Below are 21,352 nucleotides of genomic sequence, written 5' to 3'. Positions count from 1 at the left end.
CAGGGCTTAGAAGTGATGGAACAGTAAAAGTGGTAGGCGCAAATGGGGAAATAAATGTTAGTGATTGGAATGATATTAATAAAATTGTAACAGGTAATTCTGAAACCTTTGGAATAAAAAAGGATGGAACGGTAGTAGTTGTAGGAAATAATTATTACGGAGAAACAAATGTGAGTTCGTGGAGCAATATTATTTCTATTGCTTCCAATTGGTCTCATACAGTTGGTCTTAGAAGCGATGGGACTGTAGTTGGAGCTGGCTACAACCAATATGGGCAATTAAATGTATACAATTGGAGTGATATTGTTGCCATTGCAACTGGTAATAGTCATACAGTTGGGTTAAAACGGGATGGAACAGTAGTAGCTGTAGGAACTAATTATAACGGAGAAGCAAATGTAAGTTCATGGAAGGATATCGTTGCCATTGCAGCAGGAAATTCTTTTACACTGGGACTAAAAAAAGATGGAACTGTTGTTTCTACAGGTGTGGAAGGTAATGGAAGTACTAAAATCAGTGATTGGAAGGATATTGTCCAAATATCCGCAGGTAATTATAATGCATCAGGGCTTAAAAAAGACGGTACAGTTGTAGCTCTTGGCTATGGATTTAAAGAACCTGATGTTAGCAGTTGGAAGAATATAACATCTATCTCTAGTGGTCCAATAAGTGTAATCGGTAAAAAGAGTGATGGAACCTTCTTTGATTCTTCTCACATGTTCTATTCAACTAAACCACAATTAAGCGTCAATAAAAATATTGTTAAACCTGGTGAAGATTTAGAGGTTTTATTATCTAAAAATAAAACGAACAAATTTTATCAAGTGAATAATTTAGGTATTTCTCTAAATGGTGGAATTACAGCAACTGGTGAAATGGACCCTGTAAATGATATGGATTACGAATATACCTATAAAGTTCAACCTACTGAAAGTGGTTCAGTAGATATATCTTTTCCAGGAATAACTGATCAATTTGGGAATAACTTGCAGGAAAGTGATTTCTTTAGAGTGATTCCACTGCAATCTATTAAATCCTCTAAGACTACTACTAGTTCAGGTGACAGAGTGACGTTAACAGCTACCTTTTATAAAAGTGTAAATCCTGGATTTAAAATCGCTTTAGATGGAGCAGTTGATTTATCTCCAACGACCATGACAGAGGTGTCAGGCAGCAATCGAACAAAATATATTTTAACCTATACGGTTCCTTACGGCTATAAGGATGGTGCTATCAATGCATCACTGCAAAATGTGGAAACAGCTGATGGACAGAAGTTTAGTAATTATACGGAAGAAAATGTTTTTACAAAGCAAAATAGATTAGCACCAGTTAGTTCATTAACAGCTTCCACCAACAAAGCCAAAATTGGTGATGTTGTAACGGTTACCGTAAATTTTTCAGAAAGTATTAAAAATGGGGTCCAACTTTCGTTTGATGGGGCTGGAGAAATGGATCCTGTTGTCATGAATGAGACACCGGGAAGTAATGGAACTCAGTATACTTATAACTATACTGTTCCTGAAGGATTTACAGGAAGCCTAAATGCACATCTTAAGGAAGTATATGATTTAAATAACAAGCTTTCTCAAGAGTATATTAGCAACAATTTATTTGATGTTGACGGCAATAGGGCAAATATTAGTAGCTTAACAGCTTCCACTGCTTCAGCTAAATTGGGAGATAAGGTCTTATTGACGGTAGTATTTGATGAACCGGTAAAACCTGATTTTACCTTATCATTAACGAATGGCGTTAACTTAGAAAATGTTTCAATGAATGAAGTTGTAGGGTCAAACTCTACTCAATTTACGTATGAATATGTTGTGAAGGAAGGCGATTTTGGTTCCGTTCAGGCAACAATAGATCAAGTAGAAGACTTAGCAGGTAATACTTCTCCGAAATTTAATAAGGAGGATGTATTTCAAGCTGATGGAATTAATCCTGCAATTGTTTCCATTGAATCCGAAGAGAAGGAATACACAGTTGGAGACTACGCGCATATTATCGCTACATTTACTGAACCTATAAAACCAGGTGTCAAACTCAAATTATCCGGTGGGATTGATAATGAGGAGTATGTCATGACCGAGGTTCCAGGCAGTAACGGAACCCAATATGAGATCTACTATGAAATTAAAGAAGGTCAGCATGGCGTTGTATATGGCCTTTTATCAAATATAGTCGATCTTGCGGGTAATGAAGTTACTTATGATCAAAAGAGAATTTTTTATGCTAGTGATCCTTCCAATGCCAATTTAGATAATATAACGGTCACAGATGGAAATAACACTTACCCGCTTACACCTGAATTCTCTTCAGATATCGATACTTATTCTATTAATTTACCAAGTAATGTAACTAGTATATTTTTAAGTGGAGAGACTCAAGATAGTAAAGCTACTTTAGCGGGTGGCGGTTTAAAGAACCTTGTTCAAGGTGATAATTCTTTTGTTTTAACTGTAACAGCAGGTAATTTAAATACAAAGTATTATAAAGTAAATATTCATGTTGCTGACAATACACCTCCTGTAATTACAGGTGCCGTTGATCAAACCATTAATATGGATACAACTTTTGATGCAATGGATGGGGTGAAAGCTGTTGATAATGTTGACGGTGATTTAACCTCCATTTTAAAGGTGGATGGTTCCGTCGATACCAATACTCCAGGAGTGTATGTGCTTACCTATTCCGTTATTGACAAGGCTGGAAATTTAACTACAGTAAATCGATCTATTACCGTTGTGGACAATATCCCGCCAGCAATGCCCATTGTTAACCCCGTCGGTGATAACCAAAATTCTATCACAGGGACTTCTGAAGAAAATGCCAATGTCTTTGCTGAGATAAATGGGACTACTATTGGAAGTGGACAAGTCCAACCAGGAGGATCTTTTTCGATTTCGATAGATAAACAACCCGCCGGGACTAAAATCAATGTATATGCAGTCGATGCTAGTGGTAATAAAGGGGAAGCTGCCACTATAGAAGTTCAAGACTTTACCGCTCCTCAGAAACCAGAAGTGAATGCAGTAACGGATAAAGGTACAATCATTACAGGTCAGGCTGAGCCTAGTGCGATTATTGAGGTAAAAAGAAATGATACTGTAATCGGTTCAGGAACTACAGGAGAGGATGGTAGCTTTACTGTTTCTATTCCAGTTCAAACCGCAGGAACTAAGCTAGAAATAACAGCAGCAGATAAGGCTGGAAATGTAAGTGAGCCCACACTTATAGTGGTGAAGGATGTAACAGCTCCGGAGAAGCCAGTAGTGAATGAAGTAACCGATAAAGATACTTCCGTAACAGGTCAGGCAGAGGCAGGCTCCAAAGTGGAAGTTTCGGCGAATGGAATGGTCATTGGTTCTGGTACTACAGAATTTGACAGTAAGTTTACAATTAATATCCCAGTTCAAAAAGCCGGTGTTCAATTAGTCATAACAGCGACTGATGATGCAGGGAATATAAGCGATTCTCAAACGATGGTGGTAAAAGATGTAACCGCACCAGACAAGCCAAAAGTGAATGAAGTAACCGATAAGGATACTTCTGTAACAGGTCAGGCGGAGCCGGGCTCAAATGTAGGAGTGAAAGTGAATGGAGCAGTCATAGGCTCGGGTACCTCAGGAATAGACGGCAAGTTTTCCATTACCATCCCTATGCAAAAAGCAGGCACCCAATTAGTCATAACAGCGACTGATGATGCAGGGAATATAAGCGATTCTCAAACAATTGTGATAAAAGATGAAACCGCACCAGACAAGCCAACAGTGAATGAAGTAACCGATAAGGATACTTCTGTAACAGGTCAGGCGGAGGAAGGTTCCAGAGTGGAAGTTTCCGTAAATGGATTAGTCATTGGATCTGAAACCACAGGAATAGACGGAAAGTTTTCCATATCCATTCCTGTGCAAAAAGCGGGTACCCAATTAGTTATAACAGCGACTGATGATGCAGGGAATATAAGCGATTCTCAAACCATAGTGATAAAGGATGTAACAGCACCTGACAAGCCAATAGTGAATGAAGTAACCGAAAAAGATAATTCCGTAACAGGTCAGGCGGAGTCAGGTTCAAATGTAGAAGTGAAAGTGAATGGCAAAGTCATTGGCTCAGGTACCACAGGAACAGACGGATTGTTTTCCATAACTATTCCTGTGCAAAAAGCGGGCACCCAATTAGTCATAATAGCGACTGATGATGCAGGGAATGTAAGTGATTCTCAAACAATAGTGGTAAAAGATGTAACTGCACCAGACAAGCCAATAGTGAATGAAGTAACCGATAAGGATACTTCCGTAACAGGTCAGTCGGAGCCGGGCTCAAATGTAGAAGTGAAAGTGAATGGAGCAGTTATTGGCTCGGGTACCACAGAAACAGACGGAAAGTTTTCCATTACCATTCCTGTGCAAAAAGCGGGCACCCAATTAGTTATAACAGCGACTGATGATGCAGGGAATGTAAGTGATTCTCAAACAATAGTGGTAAAAGATGTAACTGCACCAGACAAGCCAATAGTGAATGAAGTAACCGATAAGGATACTTCCGTAACAGGTCAGGCGGAGGAAGGCTCCAGAGTGGAAATTTCTGTGGATGGATTAGTCATTGGATCTGGAACCACAGGAACAGATGGCAAGTTTTCCATAACCATTCCTGTTCAAAAAGCGGGCACCCAATTAGTCATAACAGCGACTGATGATGCAGGGAATATAAGCGATTCTCAAACAATAGTGATAAAGGATGTAACCGCACCTGACAAGCCAATAGTGAATGAAGTGACCGATAAGGATACTTCTGTAACAGGTCAGGCGGAGCCGGGTTCAAATGTGGAAGTGGAAGTGAAAGTGAATGGCGAGGTCATTGGCTCGGGTACCACAGACCCAGACGGAAAGTTTTCCATTACCATTCCTGTTCAAAAAGCGGGCATCCAATTAGTTATAACAGCGACTGATGATGCAGGGAATGTAAGTGATTCTCAAACGATTGTGATAAAAGATGTAACCGCACCAGACAAGCCAGTAGTGAATGAAGTAACCGATAAGGATACTTCTGTAACAGGTCAGGCGGAGCCGGGTTCAAATGTGGAAGTGAAAGTGAATGGCGAGGTCATTGGCTCGGGTACCACAGACTCAGACGGAAAGTTTTCCATTACCATTCCTGTGCAAAAAGCGGGCATCCAATTAGTTATAACAGCGACTGATGACGCAGGGAATATAAGCGATTCTCAAACGATTTTGGTTAAAGATGTAACGGCGCCTGACAGACCAACAGTGAATGAAGTAAGCGATAAGGATACTTCTGTAACAGGTCAGGCAGAGGTTGGATCCATAGTAGAAGTAAAAGTAAATGGAACAGTTATTGGTTCAGGAACCACAGGAACAGACGGCAAGTTTTCAATAATTATCCCAGTTCAAAAAGCCGGTGTTCAATTAGTCATAATTGCCACTGATAGCGCCGGTAATGAAAGTGCTCCACTTACGATCGTAGTAAAAGATAAAACTTCACCAGACAAACCATTGGTAAATCAAATATCCGACAAAGATACTTATGTAAAAGGTCAGACGGAGGCAGGCTCAAAAGTGGAAGTGAAAGTAAATGGGATGGTTATCGGTTCAGGAATCGCAGAAACAGACGGAAAGTTCTCTGTAAAAATCTCTGTCCAAAAAGCAGGCACCAAATTATCCATAACTTCTACCGATAAAGCTGGAAATATCAGCTTAGCAGCCGTGGTAACCGTCATTGATAAGACAGCGCCATTAGCACCAATCGTTAACTCAGTGACAGATCAATCAAAAGTGATAATCGGAAAAACTGAAGCAAATGCAAATGTAACAATATTAATTGGAACAAAGAAGTATCAAACAAAAGCTGATGTAAAAGGTATCTTTAACCTATCTATTCCGCTGCAGAAGGCGGGAACAAAAATTTCCATAACGGCTACTGATATTGCTGGAAATGTGAGTATAGCCAGAACTGTTATCGTCATTGATAAAACTCCTCCTTCTGCGCCAAAAGTAAATACAGTAAAAAGCATCACAACAATTGTTACAGGTAAAGCTGAAGCTTATGCTACCATAACAATTAAAGTAGGGATTAAAGTTATTGGTACAGCCACCGCCGATAAAAATGGTAACTTTAAAGTTAAAATAAAGGCACAAAAGAAGAAGACTATTTTAAGTATTACAGCAACTGATAAGGCAAAAAATATAAGTAAAGCAACGGTCATTAAAGTACTGTAATTATTCATTAAAAAGCACTCGTAAAATCCTATTTGAATAGGAGCTTTTACGAGTGCTTTTTAATTTACTTTTTACCATTGAGGAACTGGAGATTAAATCTGGTGCCTGTCACCACCCGAAATTTGTCGCAGATTGATAGGCTTATTGATAGAAATAAAGTGATAGAATGAAATTGCAGCTGAATATTGTTAGGGTGGTTGGTTGTCAATCTTCTTTCTGTATTTAAGAAAGGGGGTGATGATCATGGAAACATTTCTTGAAATTCTACGGGAAGTTCTGAAAGGAATTGTGCGTGAATTCTGTGCTTATTTCTTTCGGAAAAACGTTCTAGAAAACGAGAAAACCACCCTGCGCCGTAGGAAGCAAAAGGGGGTGGTTCACGCAAAAATTAACGTAGACAACAACCACCCCTGACGGTAGCAGTTGCATGGAGAAGTGTTAGCAGCACTTCTCTTTTTTATTATATCTCCATTATACATAAAAATATTCCTGTTGAGAAGGAGAAGAATTCCAGTGCCTGTCACCGCCCGGATTTTGTCGAAGGTTGATAGATTTTTATATTAATAGAAAGTGTTAGAATGGATTTGCAACTGAATATTGTTAGGGTGGTAGGTTGTCAGTCTTCTTTCCGCTATTGGAAAGGAGGAGATAATCATGATTTTATTGCCAACTAAATATCAAAGTTGATCTTATCCAGAATATTTTCAACTGAATTTAAAAAAATTAAGGGATTTATATTGTAAATAAATCTTATAAATCATACAAATTGTTTTTAAAAATGAGCCAAGAATATGCAAGTTATGAGTAAAAACTTGCATATTCTTGATGTAATAGGAACTGCTCAAGAGTTATTCTTGGTACACAATTGCCTCAAATCCGGCATTCTTTGCTTTAATGGCTAGAGCTTCTGCGTTATCTTTTGATACGAAAGCACCTATTTGGACTTTGTACAGAGCATCTTTAAATAAAACAACGGGTTCGAAACCTTTCGATTTAGCTCTTGCTGCAAGGTTGTCTGCATTAGATTTGGTACTAAAAGCACCTATTTGAACCCTATACAGATGTTTTTTTGTTAAACGAAATGCCCTAGCTAATCCATTTGCGTGTCCTATGGCAACCGTCGTTAAGAAACTAGTATTTTTTAACTTGGCAGCATCATCGGCATTATCGATAAACCCATTTTCCGTCAACAATGCTGACATATGTGATTCCCGTAATACATGGAAGTTAGCAGATTTTTTACCACGATCAGTAAAGTCTACTACTTTTAGAACTTCTTCATGAATGATATTTTGGTATGTGGTTGTTGGAGCGCCAACGTTAGGATAAATATAGCTTTCGAATCCAGTACCCCCACCTGAGTTGATATGAATGGAAAGATAATAGTCTGCTCCCCATTTGTTTGCCGCATCGGTTCTTTCAGTCAAACTAACGGTCTGGTCTCCCGTCCGGCTTAACATGACTGTTACATTTTCATAGTCATTTAATAGAATATCCCTTAAAGTCTTGGCGATTTGTAATGTAAGATTCTTTTCCTGCAGATTATTCCCAATAGCTCCACTGTCTGAACCACCATGTCCAGGGTCAATAAAAAATTTCACCATCTTAAATTCATCACCTCCATTACTAACATATTAAATAGGTGTTGAAATGCTTGTACAAATGGCAATAAATTATGCGGAAATTTTTATTCCGGTGCCTGTCACCGCCCGGATTTTGTTGAAGATTGATAGATTTTTATGTTAATAGAAAGTGTTAGAATGGCGTTGCAACTGAATGTTGTTAGGGTGGTAGGTTGTCAGTCTTCTTTCCGTTGTTGGAAAGGAGGTGAAAATCATGGAAACATTATTGAGATTCTAAGAGAAGTTCTGAAGGGAATGCTGCGTGAAGTGGCGGCATATTTCTTTCGGAAAAACGTGCTAGAAAACAAGAAAACCACCCTAAGCCGTCGCAAGCAAAAGGGTGGTTCTCACAAATAATCTACTTTGACAACCACCACCTTGACGGTAGAAGTTGCATGGAGAAGTGTTCGCGCACTTCTCTTTATTATATTCCTATTATACATGAAATAAACCTTCCAAAAAAACCATAATTTCAATTACAAGTCACTAAATTCGGTTAATACCGGTGCCTGTCATTTCCTGAAATTTGATCGAAGATTGATAGATTTTTAATTGATGCAAATGTGGTTCAATCTTTTATCTAGATTAACAGAAAAAATGGTGAACTGTACCCAAAGTATTGGTATGTAGACGAAGAACTCATGCCGAATATATTCATTAGCTTTGGGTCAGACCTTTTTCTGTGGAAAAGTCATTAAAGATAGGCGCGAGTTTTTTATCTGTAAATTTACAGTTGACATATTTAACTGTAATGATTATATTTACAGTATAGTCGATTCATAATAATTGAAGAAAGCACTGCGAATATTAAGTGCTAAACTGTAATATTTTTTATTATATTTGTTTTACTGAAGGACAATATGATGGGTCTTCTAAGTTAGGCTTTCATATCATTTATCCAAAATTTTTTAAGGGAGTGTATAAAAGTATGGTAAATCTGTATACGACACCAAGTTGTGGTTCTTGCCGTAAAGCAAAAGCTTGGCTTGAGGAACATCATATTGACTATATTGAAAGAAATATAATCTCAAATCCCCTGACAATCGATGAGATTAAATCTATTCTTCGCCTGACGGAAGATGGAACTAACGAAATTATTTCAACTCAATCAAAAATCTTTAAGGAATTGAATGTAAATATTGAATCTCTAACGCTTAATGAATTCTATAACTTAATAATGAGGTACCCTCAAATGTTACGCCGTCCGATTATCCAGGACGAAAAAAGATTACAGGTAGGATATAACGAGGATGAAATTCGTAGTTTTTTGCCTCGGAAGGTTCGTCAATTTTTGAGCATCCAATTGCAAAAAGTGGCCAATTAACCATTTGAGATTTTTGAAAGGAGGAAAAACGAGGTGATTGAAGTATTCGTTACAGTTAATTATAAAGATAGAAATTATCAAACCAATGTCATTTTGGAAAAAGAACTTACTTGGGAAAAAATAAAACGGTTAGCAGAAGAACAAGTCAAAAAACAATGGAATATTTAAATCTATGACTCCATTTTGAAACCATGAAGAAATTTGAATAGAGCATATATTTGACAACCCAATCTGTAAGGTTTAGTATTACAGTACGTGATAAAATATTCAAAAACATGCTAAAAATACATGTAATAGTAAATAGGCGATTAGCAGTTTTTATTTTTTTAGGAGGCCGGCCATGAATAGTGATTTTACACTTGCCATACACAGTTTAATTTTTCTTGCACTGCAGCCGGACCGGATGTCAACGAGTGATGCTATTTCAGAGAGTGCCTGTGTTCACCCTGTTCGGATTCGTAAAGTCCTAAGTTTGTTAAAAAAACATGGATTTATAAAATCAAAAGAGGGAACTGGAGGCGGATTTAAATTTGCTCTGGATCTAAATGAAGTTAATCTATGGGATATTTATAAGGTAACCTCTGAAGGTGCAATTCAGCCTAAATGCCCTGAATCGAATGAACATTGTATTGTAGGTGCGAATATGCAAAGAGTCCTATTTTCAATTTTCTTAGGTGCTGAAGAACATTTAGGTGAATATTTAAAGAAATATACAATTAAAGAAGTGGTCGATTTTATCAATGAAGAACAATAAGAGGTTTGAGAAGGATAATATGACCGCGGACTTCTTTATAATTAATTTGTAATAAAAAAAACTACAGTTTTAACTGGTAATGAAATAATGATGATTACAACGTAAAAAGAGAAGATTTCTTAATTATTGGAATAATATTCCTATCCTTGAGTACTAAAATGATTGATGGAGGTGAAGGGTATGTTATCAAACAATCAGTCCATTTTAAAAACTGGTGATTGGATTAAGGGAAAGTCACAGGAGGGGGAATTAATAATTGGTTATATTGAATCGCTAAATATTGAAGGAGTAGTTAAAGTAAATGTAATAACAAGTGACAATCATGAAACCATTGGCAAAACCATTTCTATTTCAAGTAATCGGGTTAAGAGTCTGCCTGTTTCAAATGTGATAAACAAGGAACAAATTCTATTTCTAATAGACTTGGCATTATCAACAGGGGATGAGGACTGGTTTAATGAGCTTTCCTCCAAGCTGAGTTCAATTAAGCAGCTTGTTAATGAAGTAAATTAATGATAGAGATTTTTTTAAAAAAACTGTAACTTTTTTTACTACATTTAGGGAGGCTGAGATAACGATAGCCGATCATTATGGATAAAGGGATTGGTTCCATGGAGGGTTCGGGGAGAATAAAAAAGTGTTGTAAAAAAATGATATTGGGAGGATATACAAATGGCTATTTCACATGTAACAGATCAAACGTTTACTACTGAAATTAAAGAGGGATTAGTGTTAGTAGATTTTTGGGCACCATGGTGCGGCCCTTGTAAAATGATTGCACCTATTTTGGAGGAAATCGATAGTGAAATTGGTGATAAAGTTAGAATTAGCAAACTTAACGTAGATGAAAACCTAGAAACAGCACAGGCATTTGGCGTCATGAGCATTCCAACTTTGATTCTTTTCAAAGACGGAGTGGCTATAGATAAGGTTATTGGCTTCCAACCTAAAGAAGCTTTGGCAGAATTAATTTCAAAGCACGCGTAAAACAAAAGGAATTTGTTCTAGACTAAACTATTAATGATTGGGCTGCTGCGGCAGCCCTTTTCCTTGTTCCACTAAAGGTAACAGGTTACTTCATTTGAAGGCAAGAATACGGAGCTCAAACGATTTCACGGTCTCTCCCGCGTTAAGGGTATGGTTTATTAAGTACGTCAATACAATCCAGGCTGGCTGCCATCGCAGTAAACTTGAAGCGGATCGCAACTATTGCATCCGCTTCTTTTACTAAATAGAGAAGGAATATATTCCCTCTATACCTTTTAAAAGTAGATTGAAAATGAGGTGTAGGTTCGACACAACCCCTACTTTTTCACTGGCCTCGGACGGTTCTCCCGGTTTTTGGAACCAGTGGAACCTTCCCTATGGACTTCCCGACTTTGGACTTCTTGGAATAGGAAGTATTCCTACTTCATAAATTGGAATAAAGGGGGGAAGTAAGATGGACGTTTTTTTGATCATTGTTAACATCGTTGTCCTGGTACTGTTGATGATGGGGCTGTTTTGGATGCAAAGGAAGCAGGTTTCGTTTTCAAAACGGGTTTTCTCTGCTTTAGGAATTGGAATTATTTTTGGCTTTATTCTTCATTTGGCTTATGGAACCACATCAAACGTTACCACAGGATCCGTCGATTGGTTTAACATTGTTGGAAATGGCTATGTCAAACTGCTCCAAATGGTGGTCATGCCGCTTGTTTTTGTTTCCATTGTCGGGTCTTTCACCAAGTTGAAGCTGACCAAGAATATTGGCAAGGTTAGTGCTCTTGTCATTGGGATTCTTCTTGGCACCGCCGCTGTTGCAGCCGCAATTGGGATTGCCTCTGCACTCGGCTTTGGCCTTGCCGGCATTCATTTGGCTCAAGGAACGGCAGAGGTTGCGCGAAATCAAGAGCTGCAGCAGGCGGTTGTCAGTGTTAAAGGTGTGTCCCTTCCGCAGCAAATCCTTCAGTTAATCCCAAGCAATCCATTTCAAGATTTAACAGGAGCCCGTCCAACCTCGACGATTGCCGTCGTAATTTTTGCGGCCTTTGTTGGTATGGCTTACCTTGGGGTAGCAAAGAGGAAACCTGAAACAGGTGAATTTTTTGCCCAAATCATTGATACCGTTTACTCGGTAACGATGAGAATTGTTACACTCATTCTTCGCCTTACTCCATATGGGGTCTTGGCCATCATAACAAGAGTAATGGCGACATATGATTATGGAGCCATCGTGAAATTAGGAAAATTTGTCATTGCGTCCTATGTTGCGCTGATCGTGATGTTCCTTGTGCATTTATTACTTTTGGTGTTTGCCAAACTGAACCCTGCCAGATATGTGAAAAAGGCGTTACCGACATTGACCTTTGCCTTTACGTCCCGAACAAGTGCCGGAACATTACCTTTAACCATTAAGACACAGACAAAGGATTTGGGGGTTTCTGAAGGAATCGCAAACTTTGCAGGTTCGTTTGGATTGACCATTGGGCAAAACGGGTGTGCCGGCATTTATCCGGCGATGCTCGCGGTCATGGTCGCTCCATCTGCAGGTATTCATCCTGCTAGTCCAGGCTTTATTATTACGCTGATTTTAGTAGTGGCCATTAGCTCGTTAGGGGTTGCTGGTGTCGGCGGCGGTGCCACTTTCGCTGCTCTCATCGTTCTATCGGTACTGAACCTGCCCATTGCCATTGTGGGCCTGCTCATCTCCGTCGAACCATTAATCGATATGGGCCGAACAGCCCTCAACGTCAGTGATGCCATGATAGCCGGCATACTAACCAGCAAAGCTACTGGGGAATTCCAGAGTGAAGTTTACAAGCAAGAGGATATTGTAGAAGCATAATGGTGCCTGTCACTAGTGAGGCCCTGCTGTACTCGACAAATTTCTTGTCGGAAAGCGGTCCAACTAGCGGATAGTATGCTCCAATTGGCGGCAAGCCTTCCCCAACTAGCGGATAGTATGCTCCAATTGGCGGCAAGCCTCCTCCAACTGGCGGATAAGCAGCCGCAACTAGCGGATAAAGCACTCCAATTGTCGGGTCGGCGGCCTTAGCTTTATATCGCAGATAGGAGAAACGGAAAGACTTAGATAGAGAAGACTACTTGGCATCCCAAGCCTTTTATTTGTGAAGGCAATGACTATAACACCAAGAAAACCGATTACCCCTTAAGTGGCGATCGGTTTTCTTTTAATTTTGCCTTAGTTTTTTGAACCTGATGCTAGTTCATTATTGAACTACATTAATACTACCCATCATAAAGCCATCATGAGACATGGAATAGCTATCGCAGCCTATCGTACACATCCACATATATTTTCCAGCTTTTGCTGGAGTAAATTGTACGGTAGAAATGCTCGGCGTTCCTTTTGATTTACTGCCAACCACATTAAGATTCAAATTTAAATCTTTGTTTGTAACGGTATGATTACTATCGTCAAAATTATATACGGTTAAAACGACTGGTTGTCCTGCTTTAACGGTAATATCACCAGGTGTCGCGGCATCGTAAAGTTTTCCGTCGGTGCCTAATTTATACCCTGCATTCATAACCATTGATACATATTGGACTTTGTTTGTTGATGGTAAAACTGTGACAGTTCCCTGCATATAGCCTTTATGCGTCATTGCCCATGGATCACATTTTCCAGCACACATCCAATTAAATGTACCCGTTTTTGTTGGTGTGAACGTGTAAGTTGTTTCCGCTGGCACACCCTTTTTGGTTGACCCTTTGATAGCCACATTTAAACCTAAATCAGCTGAAGTATAGGTGTGTGGTGCATCATCGTAGTTAAGGAAATGCAATGTCACAGCTTGTCCTTCTGTAATCTTTATATTTCCATTCACAAACGCGTCGTGTACTTTCTTATCTGGACCAACTTTAGAATCTGTTTGAATAACAAGGTATTGATTAGCAGCGGTTTGGACTTGTTTATTTGTTTGTGCCGTAGTTGCTGTCTTTACTGTCTTCACAGGTTTTTGAACTGCTTTTGCCACATTACTAGTTCCGCATCCAGCAAGGGAAAAGGATAAAGCAGAAACCAGTGCGATAATCGTCATGCTTTGTCCGATTTTCTTTTTAATCATGTTTTACCTCCAAAAATTAAATTCAATATTTGTATTGCATTTTTACATGAATTAATATAATAGCTGTTTATTAGAATTTTATTAGAATCCATAATAAAGCCAACCGTAGATCCGGTTAGACTACTATTAGAGGAAAAGCCGAAGCCAGTTCTTCTGTATATGTTAAAAAGGGCTCCAATGTTATTGGAAAGGGAAAAACGTCAACTAATGGACGGTTTTCTATTAAAATCCTAAAGAAAGTAGTAGCACCTTTTTCGTTTAAATAGCATACTGCCATAAACAGACTGTGAATTCATTTGCAATATATTTTAAGTGGGAGCCGGATCAAAGAAAGCGGAAATTTCCATTTGAATTAAATAAATTTATAATGGAATTAAACGTTTAAGAAGGAGCTTGCTACATGCGTTATTTATTTCTTTTAATCATTGCGGTCCCTGCAGCAGATATAGCCTTATTAATTTTTTTAGGAAAAATAATCGGGGTCTGGCCAACTTTACTGTTTATTCTTTTAACTGGTGTAATTGGAGCCTATTTGGCGAAGAGAGAGGGCTTGCAAACAATCCGAATGGCGCAGGAGCAGCTGCGCCATGGCCAGCTTCCGGGTGAAGCGCTGTTAGATGGGATCTGTATATTGATCGGCGGAACACTTCTGATTACACCAGGTTTCATTACAGACATTACCGGCTTTTTAATGCTTTTTCCTCCAACGAGGAAGGCCTTTAAATTTTTCATGATAAAAGCTCTTCGGAAAAAGATTGAAAAGGGAAGGATTAAAATAATAAGATAAACCAATTTCCGGGTCAGACCACCACTCAGGGATTCTAGACTAAGGGGAGACTTTTAGGAAACGATTATTAGATTCAGCATGAAAACAAGTCCAGTACTGTCGCTAAATACAAACAACCCTGTTGAATGAACCGTTAACAGACTTCAACCTGTAAGAAAATAAGCAAGTGTCTAAGGTAGCGCTTGAAACCGTCAATTCCCAGTTGGGTAACATTACCCGCTTATATTGGCGTTCGAGCCACCTTGTATCGCTAAACCCACTCAAGTAAAGAATAAATCGAGGAGGTCTATTTTTATGTTAGCCACTGTTTCAAAGAGTTTTTTTCATGCTCTGTCAGAGAACAAATCCCTAAACAGGCGGCAAAAAAGTGGGGAATTAAATTTGGTGTGAAAGATCATCAAATTTCAAATGATTAATTCGAGTTTCAAATGCTATATGGATTTAGAACAGAACTGCAGGAACAACTGGTCAAAGAAGGCTATAATATGCGCGTTTATGTCCCTTTTGGAAATGACTGGTTCGGATACTTTATGCGCCGCTTAGCTGAAAGACCACAAAATGTTGGGTTTGCATTAAAAGGCTTCTCTAAATAATTCTTGTAATGGATATCATCTTGCGTTTTTAATTTTTGCTTCCATTCTCAGTTATTTGTCAGTGGAACATAGCCATCTTTCTTCCTAACAAATTGAAGGTACTTACAGAAAGCGCTTACTAAATTACAATGTTAAACTATTAGGAGGTTCAACATGCAAGAACATGGAAAGTTTAAAAAGAATTTATCTTTAGCAGATCTTGTTTTTATAGGGTTTGGGGCTGTATTTGGTTCGGGATGGCTTTTTGCAGCGAGTCGGGTAGCTTCTATGGCGGGGCCATCTGGCAGTTTTTCTTGGGTCATCGCCGGAATTGCTGTCCTTTTTCTTGGCCTTGTATACGCTGAACTTGGAGGTGCCCTCCCTCGGTCCGGCGGTATCGTTCGTTACCCGGTTTATTCGCATGGTCCTTTAATAGGGTATTTAATGGGATTTGCTTCCTTAGTTGCGTATTCCAGCCTCACTGCGATTGAAGTAGAAGCGGCGCGTCAATATGCTTCCTCTTGGTGGCCTGGATTATCCCAACCAGGAGCATCAGGCTCACCATCCTTACTAGGTTGGTCTGTGCAATTTGTATTGCTTTTGGCATTCTTCCTGCTTAATTTCAAGAGCGTCAAAACGTTTGCTAAATCAAACATAGTTATCACCATTATTAAGTTTGTCGTTCCAACTTTGACTATTGTAGTTTTACTCCTGAATATGAAATCTGCCAATTTTCATATTCAGGGTTTCTCACCGTTCGGTTTCTCGGGGATAACAAGTGCCATTTCAACTGGTGGCGTCATTTTTGCTTATCTAGGACTTCACCCGATTGTAACAGTTGCAAGTGAAGCTAAAAATCCACAACGTTCGGTACCCATAGCCCTCATTATATCCGTCGTATTATCAGCAATCGTCTACGTACTTCTTCAGGTAGCGTTTATTGGAAGTATTCCAACGAATATGTTAGCTGGTGGATGGGCGAAAGTAAGCACCCAGTTCTCTCTTCCATTTAAAGATATTGCTGTGGCACTAGGATTAGGCTGGCTTACCATAATGATTGTTACAGATGCTATCATATCTCCCAGCGGAGCGGCAAATGTTTATATGAATACCACATCTCGCCTAATTTTTGGGTGGACACGGACTGGTACCTTTTTCAAGGTTTTTGGAAAAATTGACGAGAAATCCGGTATTCCTCGTCCAGCGCTTTGGCTTGCGTTTATACTGTCCATCTTCTGGACATTACCGTTCCCTTCATGGGATGCTATGATTGCAGTTGTTTCGGATGCACTTGTCTTAACCTATGCTTTAGCCCCAATATCAGCCTATGCATTACGGTTAAATGCACCGGATTTACCAAGGCCGTTTTATTTAAAAGGAATGAGCGTATTGGGCCCCATTTCCTTTATTATTGCTTCCTTCATGGTCTATTGGGGAGGATGGAGTGTTAACTCCTGGTTGCTAGGGTCACAATTGGTTATGTTTGTTATTTATCTATTTTTTAAGAAATCTGTGCCTACAAAAAAAGTAAGTTTTGCACAACAATTAAAATCCTCTTGGTGGATTGTTTTCTATTATTCATCCATTATTGTTATTTCGTATCTAGGTACTTTTGGGGGTATCAAAATTCTTAAAAGTCCATGGGACCAAATTGCAATTGCCATCGTGGCATTAATTTCGTATTACTGGGGAGGAAGATCAGGTCTGCCAAAAGCAGTGTTTGATGAGGATGAAGATGAAGATATGGTAGAAACTAAACAAGTAATGTAAATTTATAGAAAGATAAAACCTCATTTAGATATTTTACGGTGAACCGTACCATAAGTAAATGAGGTTTTTATCCAAATGCCTCTCCTTAAGGTTGGGGAGGCTAGAATATAATAAGTTTTATTAGAGTGATTGACGGATGGACTGTGAGCCACTTTTCTTTCGTGAGGGTCCGCTCTTATCGGTTGGGTGATCAGGTTAAGCACCTGATCTGATAAATAGACGGAGAAATTTCTCTTAATTAGTAAATCTAATAAAAAATAGCCTAAATAGACGGAGAGATTCCGCCTATTGACTCGAAAAACGTGAAAATAAGGCCATTTTGCTACGCTTAATCGGAAAACCTTCGCTTATATTCCCCGAAAAGAACTCTATTCTGCATCTAACCGGAAAATCTCCGCTTATTTTACTATCGCTGGTTACTCAAATTAAGGACAAGAATTCTTATTTACTGGTTTTTGAATATTAGAAAGGGATTTGATTTTAGTTCAAAAAAAAACCCCATTTCATTACGTTTATTGAGTGGTTTAATATCCACTAATTGTAACAATCGGATTTCTAAAAAATAGTGATGAATGTAATGGTTAATCCTGCAAGTCAAAATTAAATCTCCTTTTGCCACAGAATGTTCAAATTTATAAATTCCAGTGCCTGTCACCTTTCAATTTTTAATCTAGGACTTAGAGAGCATAGTTTTTAAAAATATTCTAACTTTTCTTATTGTTTCGAAAATTACGCTATGATATGATTCATTTAAAGAACATGATCATTATATGAATATGGTCATTTTATGAAAGGGGAATTAAATAATGTACAGTACTCGGGTTAAGATAGCAAGGATTTTTGAACATTCGAGCTCTATATGAATGGAAAAATATTGAGTTATATATACCTGGTTTTAGCTGCGGCTATGTGGGGGGGAATGTTTGTTGTAAGTAAGCAGGCATTAAATTTTTTATCACCCTTCGTGCTGCTTTGGTTTCGTCTGTTATTGGGCCTGATCTTTTTGATCCCCCCCTTTTTGTTAAAAAGAGAGCGGGTAAGTTCGAAAGATATGATCATTATGGTTGGCCTTGGGTTTAGTGGTTACTTTATATCATACGGAAGTGCGTTTTTAGGAACGAAATTATCAACTGCACATCTAGCTTCCTTAATTAGTGCTTCTGCTCCCATATTTACAATCATCTTGGCTTATTGGTTTTTGAAAGAGAAATTGACAGCCAAGAAAATATTGTCCATATCCTTGGCTACACTAGGTGTTCTATTAGTCATCGGCTTTGAAAAAGGAGGGGAAGGAACCTCTCTTCTTGGGAATATTCTATTAATCATATCTGCTGTGTCCTGGGGGATTTACATTGTATTTGTCAAAAAGGTAGCTACAAAATATTCTTCGCTTACGATTACTGTCTATACGACAGGTTTTGCATTCGCCATGATGACGCCAGTTATGCTTGTAACATGGAATCAGCAAGATTCAATTTTTCTGCAACAAGTTAATATTTGGTACAGCATTCTTTATTTGGGTCTGTTTGGCACCGCTATTGCCTTTTTACTCTGGAATCGCGGGATGGAGAGTGTGGAGGCGAGTGTCGGATCCATGTTTTATTTCTTTACACCCGTAACAGGAAGCCTTTTTGGATGGCTCATCTTGGGGGAAAAATTACTTTGGAATTTTTATTTAGGCGGGATTTTCATTTTTCTTGGAACCCTTTTAGCCATCACGCCGGGGCGGAAAGGCATAAGTAAACATGCTGAAGTTCATCCGGTAAACTTTTAATGATCATTAGAACTAACTGATACAGATTGGAGGTTTGATAATGGCAAGAAAAGAGCTACAGATGAGTCGAATGTGGCGCTATTTTGTAGATGCAACTGTAAAAATTATCGAAGAAGAAGGCATCGAAGCTGTTACCATCCGAAAGGTCGCGGATTTAGCTGGTTACACAAGTTCTACGATCTACAACTATTTTGATGAACTTTCCCACTTAATATTTTTTGCTTCAATGCGATTTTTAGAAAGCTACACACAAGAGTTATCGTACTATATGAAGCATGGGAAAAATTCATTGGAAAAATATATGAAAACGTGGGAATGCTTTTGTAAACACTCTTATAGTAAACCACAAATCTACCAAGCTCTTTTTATTTCTGATTTAGGAAGTCATCCAGAAGAGCTGTTAAGAAAGTATTACGATATGTATAATCAAGATTTAACAGATCTCACGGAAGATACCAAATCCTTAATCTTTGAACACAACATTTCCAAAAGAGGCCATTTTGTACTGAAAAAGGCTGCGGAAGAAGGCCTGATAAACCCTAACAATCTGGAAGAAATCAACGAGATGGGGATTCTCATTTGGAAAGGCATGTTGACGACAATCCTGAGTAACCGGCGTAGCTATACGCCAGAAGAAGCGACTCATTTAACGATGAAATATATTAACCAAATCACCTTACAATCCTTCAACTTTGATCCTTCAACCGTAGACTAACTATCAACATTCATTGTACTCCTGTGCTAAATCTTAATATAAAAAACTCAATCTACATTATTTTGAAAGTGGAAATAAAAAGAAAAGGAGGGTATCTATGCTGACTTTTTCAAATATTTCAAAAGTATATCCAGATGGGACCATCGCTGTGAAAAATTTTAACCTTGAAATCAATCGAGGAGAATTCGTAACCTTTATTGGCCCTTCTGGATGTGGGAAATCGACAACACTAAGGATGATTAATCGGCTCGAGGATCCTTCATCAGGGACGATTAAAATTGATGGGAAGGATTATAAGTCCTATCACCCGGTTGAGCTTCGGCGCAAGTTGGGCTATGTGATTCAGCAGGTTGGTCTGATTCCCCACCTTACCATTGCCGAAAATATTGCCTTCGTCTTGAAATTACAAGGAGCACCAAAAGCTGAACGTCAAGCACGCGCCAAAGAATTGTTGGAATTAATCAATATGGATCCTCAAATCTATATGAATCGTTATCCGCGCGAATTAAGCGGCGGGCAGCAGCAACGGATTGGTGTTCTTCGGGCCCTGGCCCACAATCCCGATACCATTTTGATGGATGAACCATTCGGGGCATTGGATCCGATCACAAGGGAACAGCTGCAGGATGAGCTGAAACGATTACAACGTAATTTTAATAAAACGATTATTTTTGTCACCCATGATATGGATGAAGCCATTCGGTTAGCAGATAAGATTGTCATCATGAAGAGTGGGGAGATTATTCAAACCGGCAGCCCAGAAGAAATTTTAAAATCACCTGCTGATGATTTCGTAGCGAACTTTATTGGCAAACAGCGTTTCATCCGACAAGCTACGGATACAATGGCAAAGGATCTGCTTATCAAGGATGAACACCCGATTTCAATGCCGAGAATTTATGTTCACGAGAATGCAACAATCATGCAAGTCGCACATTTGATGCTCTCCCATCAAGTAGACAGGATTGCGGTTGTTAACGAAGATCGGCAAGCTATCGGCTGGATCACCCGCGCCAGTGTGGTTGAGCTTTTAGATGACGTGGAGAAAGAGGTGAAGATGATCTCATGATTTTCGTTGATATGTTCAAGTTTATGGTGGAAAACCCTGCCGATATGTGGACGGCCATCAGGCAACAATTAATCCTGGTCTCCATTCCCATGGTGTTTGCGATTCTGATTGCAGTACCGTTAACGATTTTATCCACGAGAGTTCCGAAGCTCTATCCATTGATTCTCGGTTTTAGCAATGGCGTGCAAACCATACCCAGCTTAGCCTTGCTGGCGTTAATGATTACATTAGGAACGGGAATCGGACTTGTCCCTTCAGTCATTGCCTTATTTGTCTACTCCTTAATGCCTATCGTTCGAAATACATATGTGGGAATTATCGGAGTAGCACCAGAGGTGAAACAAGCGGCTGTCGGTATGGGTGCAACCAACTGGCAATTGCTCTGGATTGTAGAGATTCCGCTGGCATTAAAAGTGATTATTGCAGGAATCCGTTCTTCTTTGGTCGGAACGATTGGATTTGCCACATTAGGGGCATTGATTGGCGCTGGGGGGCTTGGCGACCTTATTTTGCGCGGACTAAGCATGTCAAGCAATGATATCTTGTTGGCCGGGACATTGCCAGCTGTATTAATGGCTTTTCTGGCCGAATTTTTAATGGGTCGCCTGCAAAAATGGATGACACCAAAAGGAATCAGATAAAAACAAAACCGA

Annotated in this window: 18 protein-coding genes and 1 pseudogene; 17 read left to right on the top strand and 2 right to left on the bottom strand. The window is 39.0% G+C overall.

Annotation, left to right across the window (positions count from 1 at the left end; translation table 11 throughout):
• The first annotated feature begins 29 nt into the window (after positions 1–29).
• The gene (locus ACZ5XR_RS25665) at positions 30–6,242 is read left to right on the top strand and encodes an Ig-like domain-containing protein (protein ID WP_464502438.1); all 6,213 of its coding nucleotides are present in this window, start codon (positions 30–32) and stop codon (positions 6,240–6,242) included.
• A gap of 243 nt (positions 6,243–6,485) precedes the next feature.
• Positions 6,486–6,656 carry a hypothetical protein gene (locus ACZ5XR_RS25660; protein WP_464499263.1) on the top strand — a complete coding sequence of 57 codons (171 nt, stop codon included), beginning with the start codon at positions 6,486–6,488 and terminating at the stop codon, positions 6,654–6,656.
• A 434-nt stretch (positions 6,657–7,090) separates the two neighbouring features.
• Here the strand turns inward: ACZ5XR_RS25660 and ACZ5XR_RS25655 are convergent, their stop codons facing one another.
• Entirely contained in the window at positions 7,091–7,846 is a 756-nt protein-coding gene (locus ACZ5XR_RS25655) for an N-acetylmuramoyl-L-alanine amidase (protein ID WP_464499262.1), read from the bottom strand.
• Between the two features lie 156 nt (positions 7,847–8,002).
• Here ACZ5XR_RS25655 and ACZ5XR_RS25650 point away from each other — a divergent pair, with 156 nt between their 5' ends.
• From ACZ5XR_RS25650 to ACZ5XR_RS25620, 7 genes are all read left to right on the top strand, one after another.
• Positions 8,003–8,221: a hypothetical protein gene (locus ACZ5XR_RS25650; RefSeq protein WP_464499261.1), complete on the top strand. Its 219-nt coding sequence runs from the start codon at positions 8,003–8,005 to the stop codon at positions 8,219–8,221.
• A 571-nt stretch (positions 8,222–8,792) separates the two neighbouring features.
• Entirely contained in the window at positions 8,793–9,188 is a 396-nt protein-coding gene (gene spxA / locus ACZ5XR_RS25645) for a transcriptional regulator SpxA (protein WP_464499260.1), read from the top strand.
• 33 nt (positions 9,189–9,221) lie between these two features.
• Positions 9,222–9,356, top strand: a complete 135-nt coding sequence (locus ACZ5XR_RS25640) for a BA3454 family stress response protein (protein WP_464499259.1) — start codon at positions 9,222–9,224, stop codon at positions 9,354–9,356.
• Between the two features lie 172 nt (positions 9,357–9,528).
• Positions 9,529–9,942 carry an RrF2 family transcriptional regulator gene (locus ACZ5XR_RS25635; protein ID WP_464499258.1) on the top strand — a complete coding sequence of 138 codons (414 nt, stop codon included), beginning with the start codon at positions 9,529–9,531 and terminating at the stop codon, positions 9,940–9,942.
• Between the two features lie 180 nt (positions 9,943–10,122).
• Complete coding sequence (locus ACZ5XR_RS25630) at positions 10,123–10,455, top strand: IDEAL domain-containing protein (RefSeq protein ID WP_464499257.1); 333 nt, start codon at positions 10,123–10,125, stop codon at positions 10,453–10,455.
• Between the two features lie 159 nt (positions 10,456–10,614).
• The gene (gene trxA / locus ACZ5XR_RS25625; protein WP_464499256.1) at positions 10,615–10,929 is read left to right on the top strand and encodes a thioredoxin; all 315 of its coding nucleotides are present in this window, start codon (positions 10,615–10,617) and stop codon (positions 10,927–10,929) included.
• Between the two features lie 454 nt (positions 10,930–11,383).
• A complete protein-coding gene (locus tag ACZ5XR_RS25620) occupies positions 11,384–12,766 on the top strand; it encodes an L-cystine transporter (RefSeq protein WP_464499255.1) in 1,383 nt (460 codons plus the stop codon).
• A gap of 385 nt (positions 12,767–13,151) precedes the next feature.
• Here ACZ5XR_RS25620 and ACZ5XR_RS25615 read toward each other — a convergent pair whose 3' ends face one another.
• On the bottom strand, positions 13,152–14,012 hold the full coding sequence (locus ACZ5XR_RS25615; RefSeq protein ID WP_464499254.1) for a cupredoxin domain-containing protein: 861 nt from the start codon (positions 14,010–14,012) through the stop codon (positions 13,152–13,154).
• 125 nt (positions 14,013–14,137) lie between these two features.
• Between ACZ5XR_RS25615 and ACZ5XR_RS25610 the strand changes: the two genes are divergently transcribed.
• The 8 genes and pseudogenes from ACZ5XR_RS25610 to ACZ5XR_RS25575 all read left to right on the top strand — a co-directional run bounded on the left by ACZ5XR_RS25610 (position 14,138) and on the right by ACZ5XR_RS25575 (position 21,340).
• Complete coding sequence (locus ACZ5XR_RS25610; protein WP_464502437.1) at positions 14,138–14,278, top strand: Ig-like domain-containing protein; 141 nt, start codon at positions 14,138–14,140, stop codon at positions 14,276–14,278.
• Positions 14,279–14,412: 134 nt separating this feature from the next.
• On the top strand, positions 14,413–14,799 hold the full coding sequence (locus tag ACZ5XR_RS25605) for an FxsA family protein (RefSeq protein WP_464499253.1): 387 nt from the start codon (positions 14,413–14,415) through the stop codon (positions 14,797–14,799).
• 416 nt (positions 14,800–15,215) lie between these two features.
• Positions 15,216–15,392: pseudogene (locus ACZ5XR_RS25600) on the top strand (proline dehydrogenase family protein); the annotation flags it as partial.
• Between the two features lie 153 nt (positions 15,393–15,545).
• The gene (locus ACZ5XR_RS25595; RefSeq protein WP_464499252.1) at positions 15,546–17,141 is read left to right on the top strand and encodes an APC family permease; all 1,596 of its coding nucleotides are present in this window, start codon (positions 15,546–15,548) and stop codon (positions 17,139–17,141) included.
• Between the two features lie 859 nt (positions 17,142–18,000).
• Entirely contained in the window at positions 18,001–18,915 is a 915-nt protein-coding gene (locus ACZ5XR_RS25590; protein WP_464499251.1) for a DMT family transporter, read from the top strand.
• Positions 18,916–18,955: 40 nt separating this feature from the next.
• Positions 18,956–19,630, top strand: a complete 675-nt coding sequence (locus ACZ5XR_RS25585; protein WP_464499250.1) for a TetR/AcrR family transcriptional regulator — start codon at positions 18,956–18,958, stop codon at positions 19,628–19,630.
• A 97-nt stretch (positions 19,631–19,727) separates the two neighbouring features.
• Positions 19,728–20,699 carry an ABC transporter ATP-binding protein gene (locus ACZ5XR_RS25580; protein WP_464499249.1) on the top strand — a complete coding sequence of 324 codons (972 nt, stop codon included), beginning with the start codon at positions 19,728–19,730 and terminating at the stop codon, positions 20,697–20,699.
• Complete coding sequence (locus ACZ5XR_RS25575; protein ID WP_464499248.1) at positions 20,696–21,340, top strand: ABC transporter permease; 645 nt, start codon at positions 20,696–20,698, stop codon at positions 21,338–21,340. Before ACZ5XR_RS25580 ends, ACZ5XR_RS25575 begins: the two co-directional genes overlap by 4 nt.
• Positions 21,341–21,352: the final 12 nt, after the last annotated feature.

The organism is Neobacillus sp. Fa239 (assembly GCF_055395235.1).
Note: the sequence above shows the minus strand (reverse complement) of the source record. Positions and strands in the feature narration are given on the sequence as shown.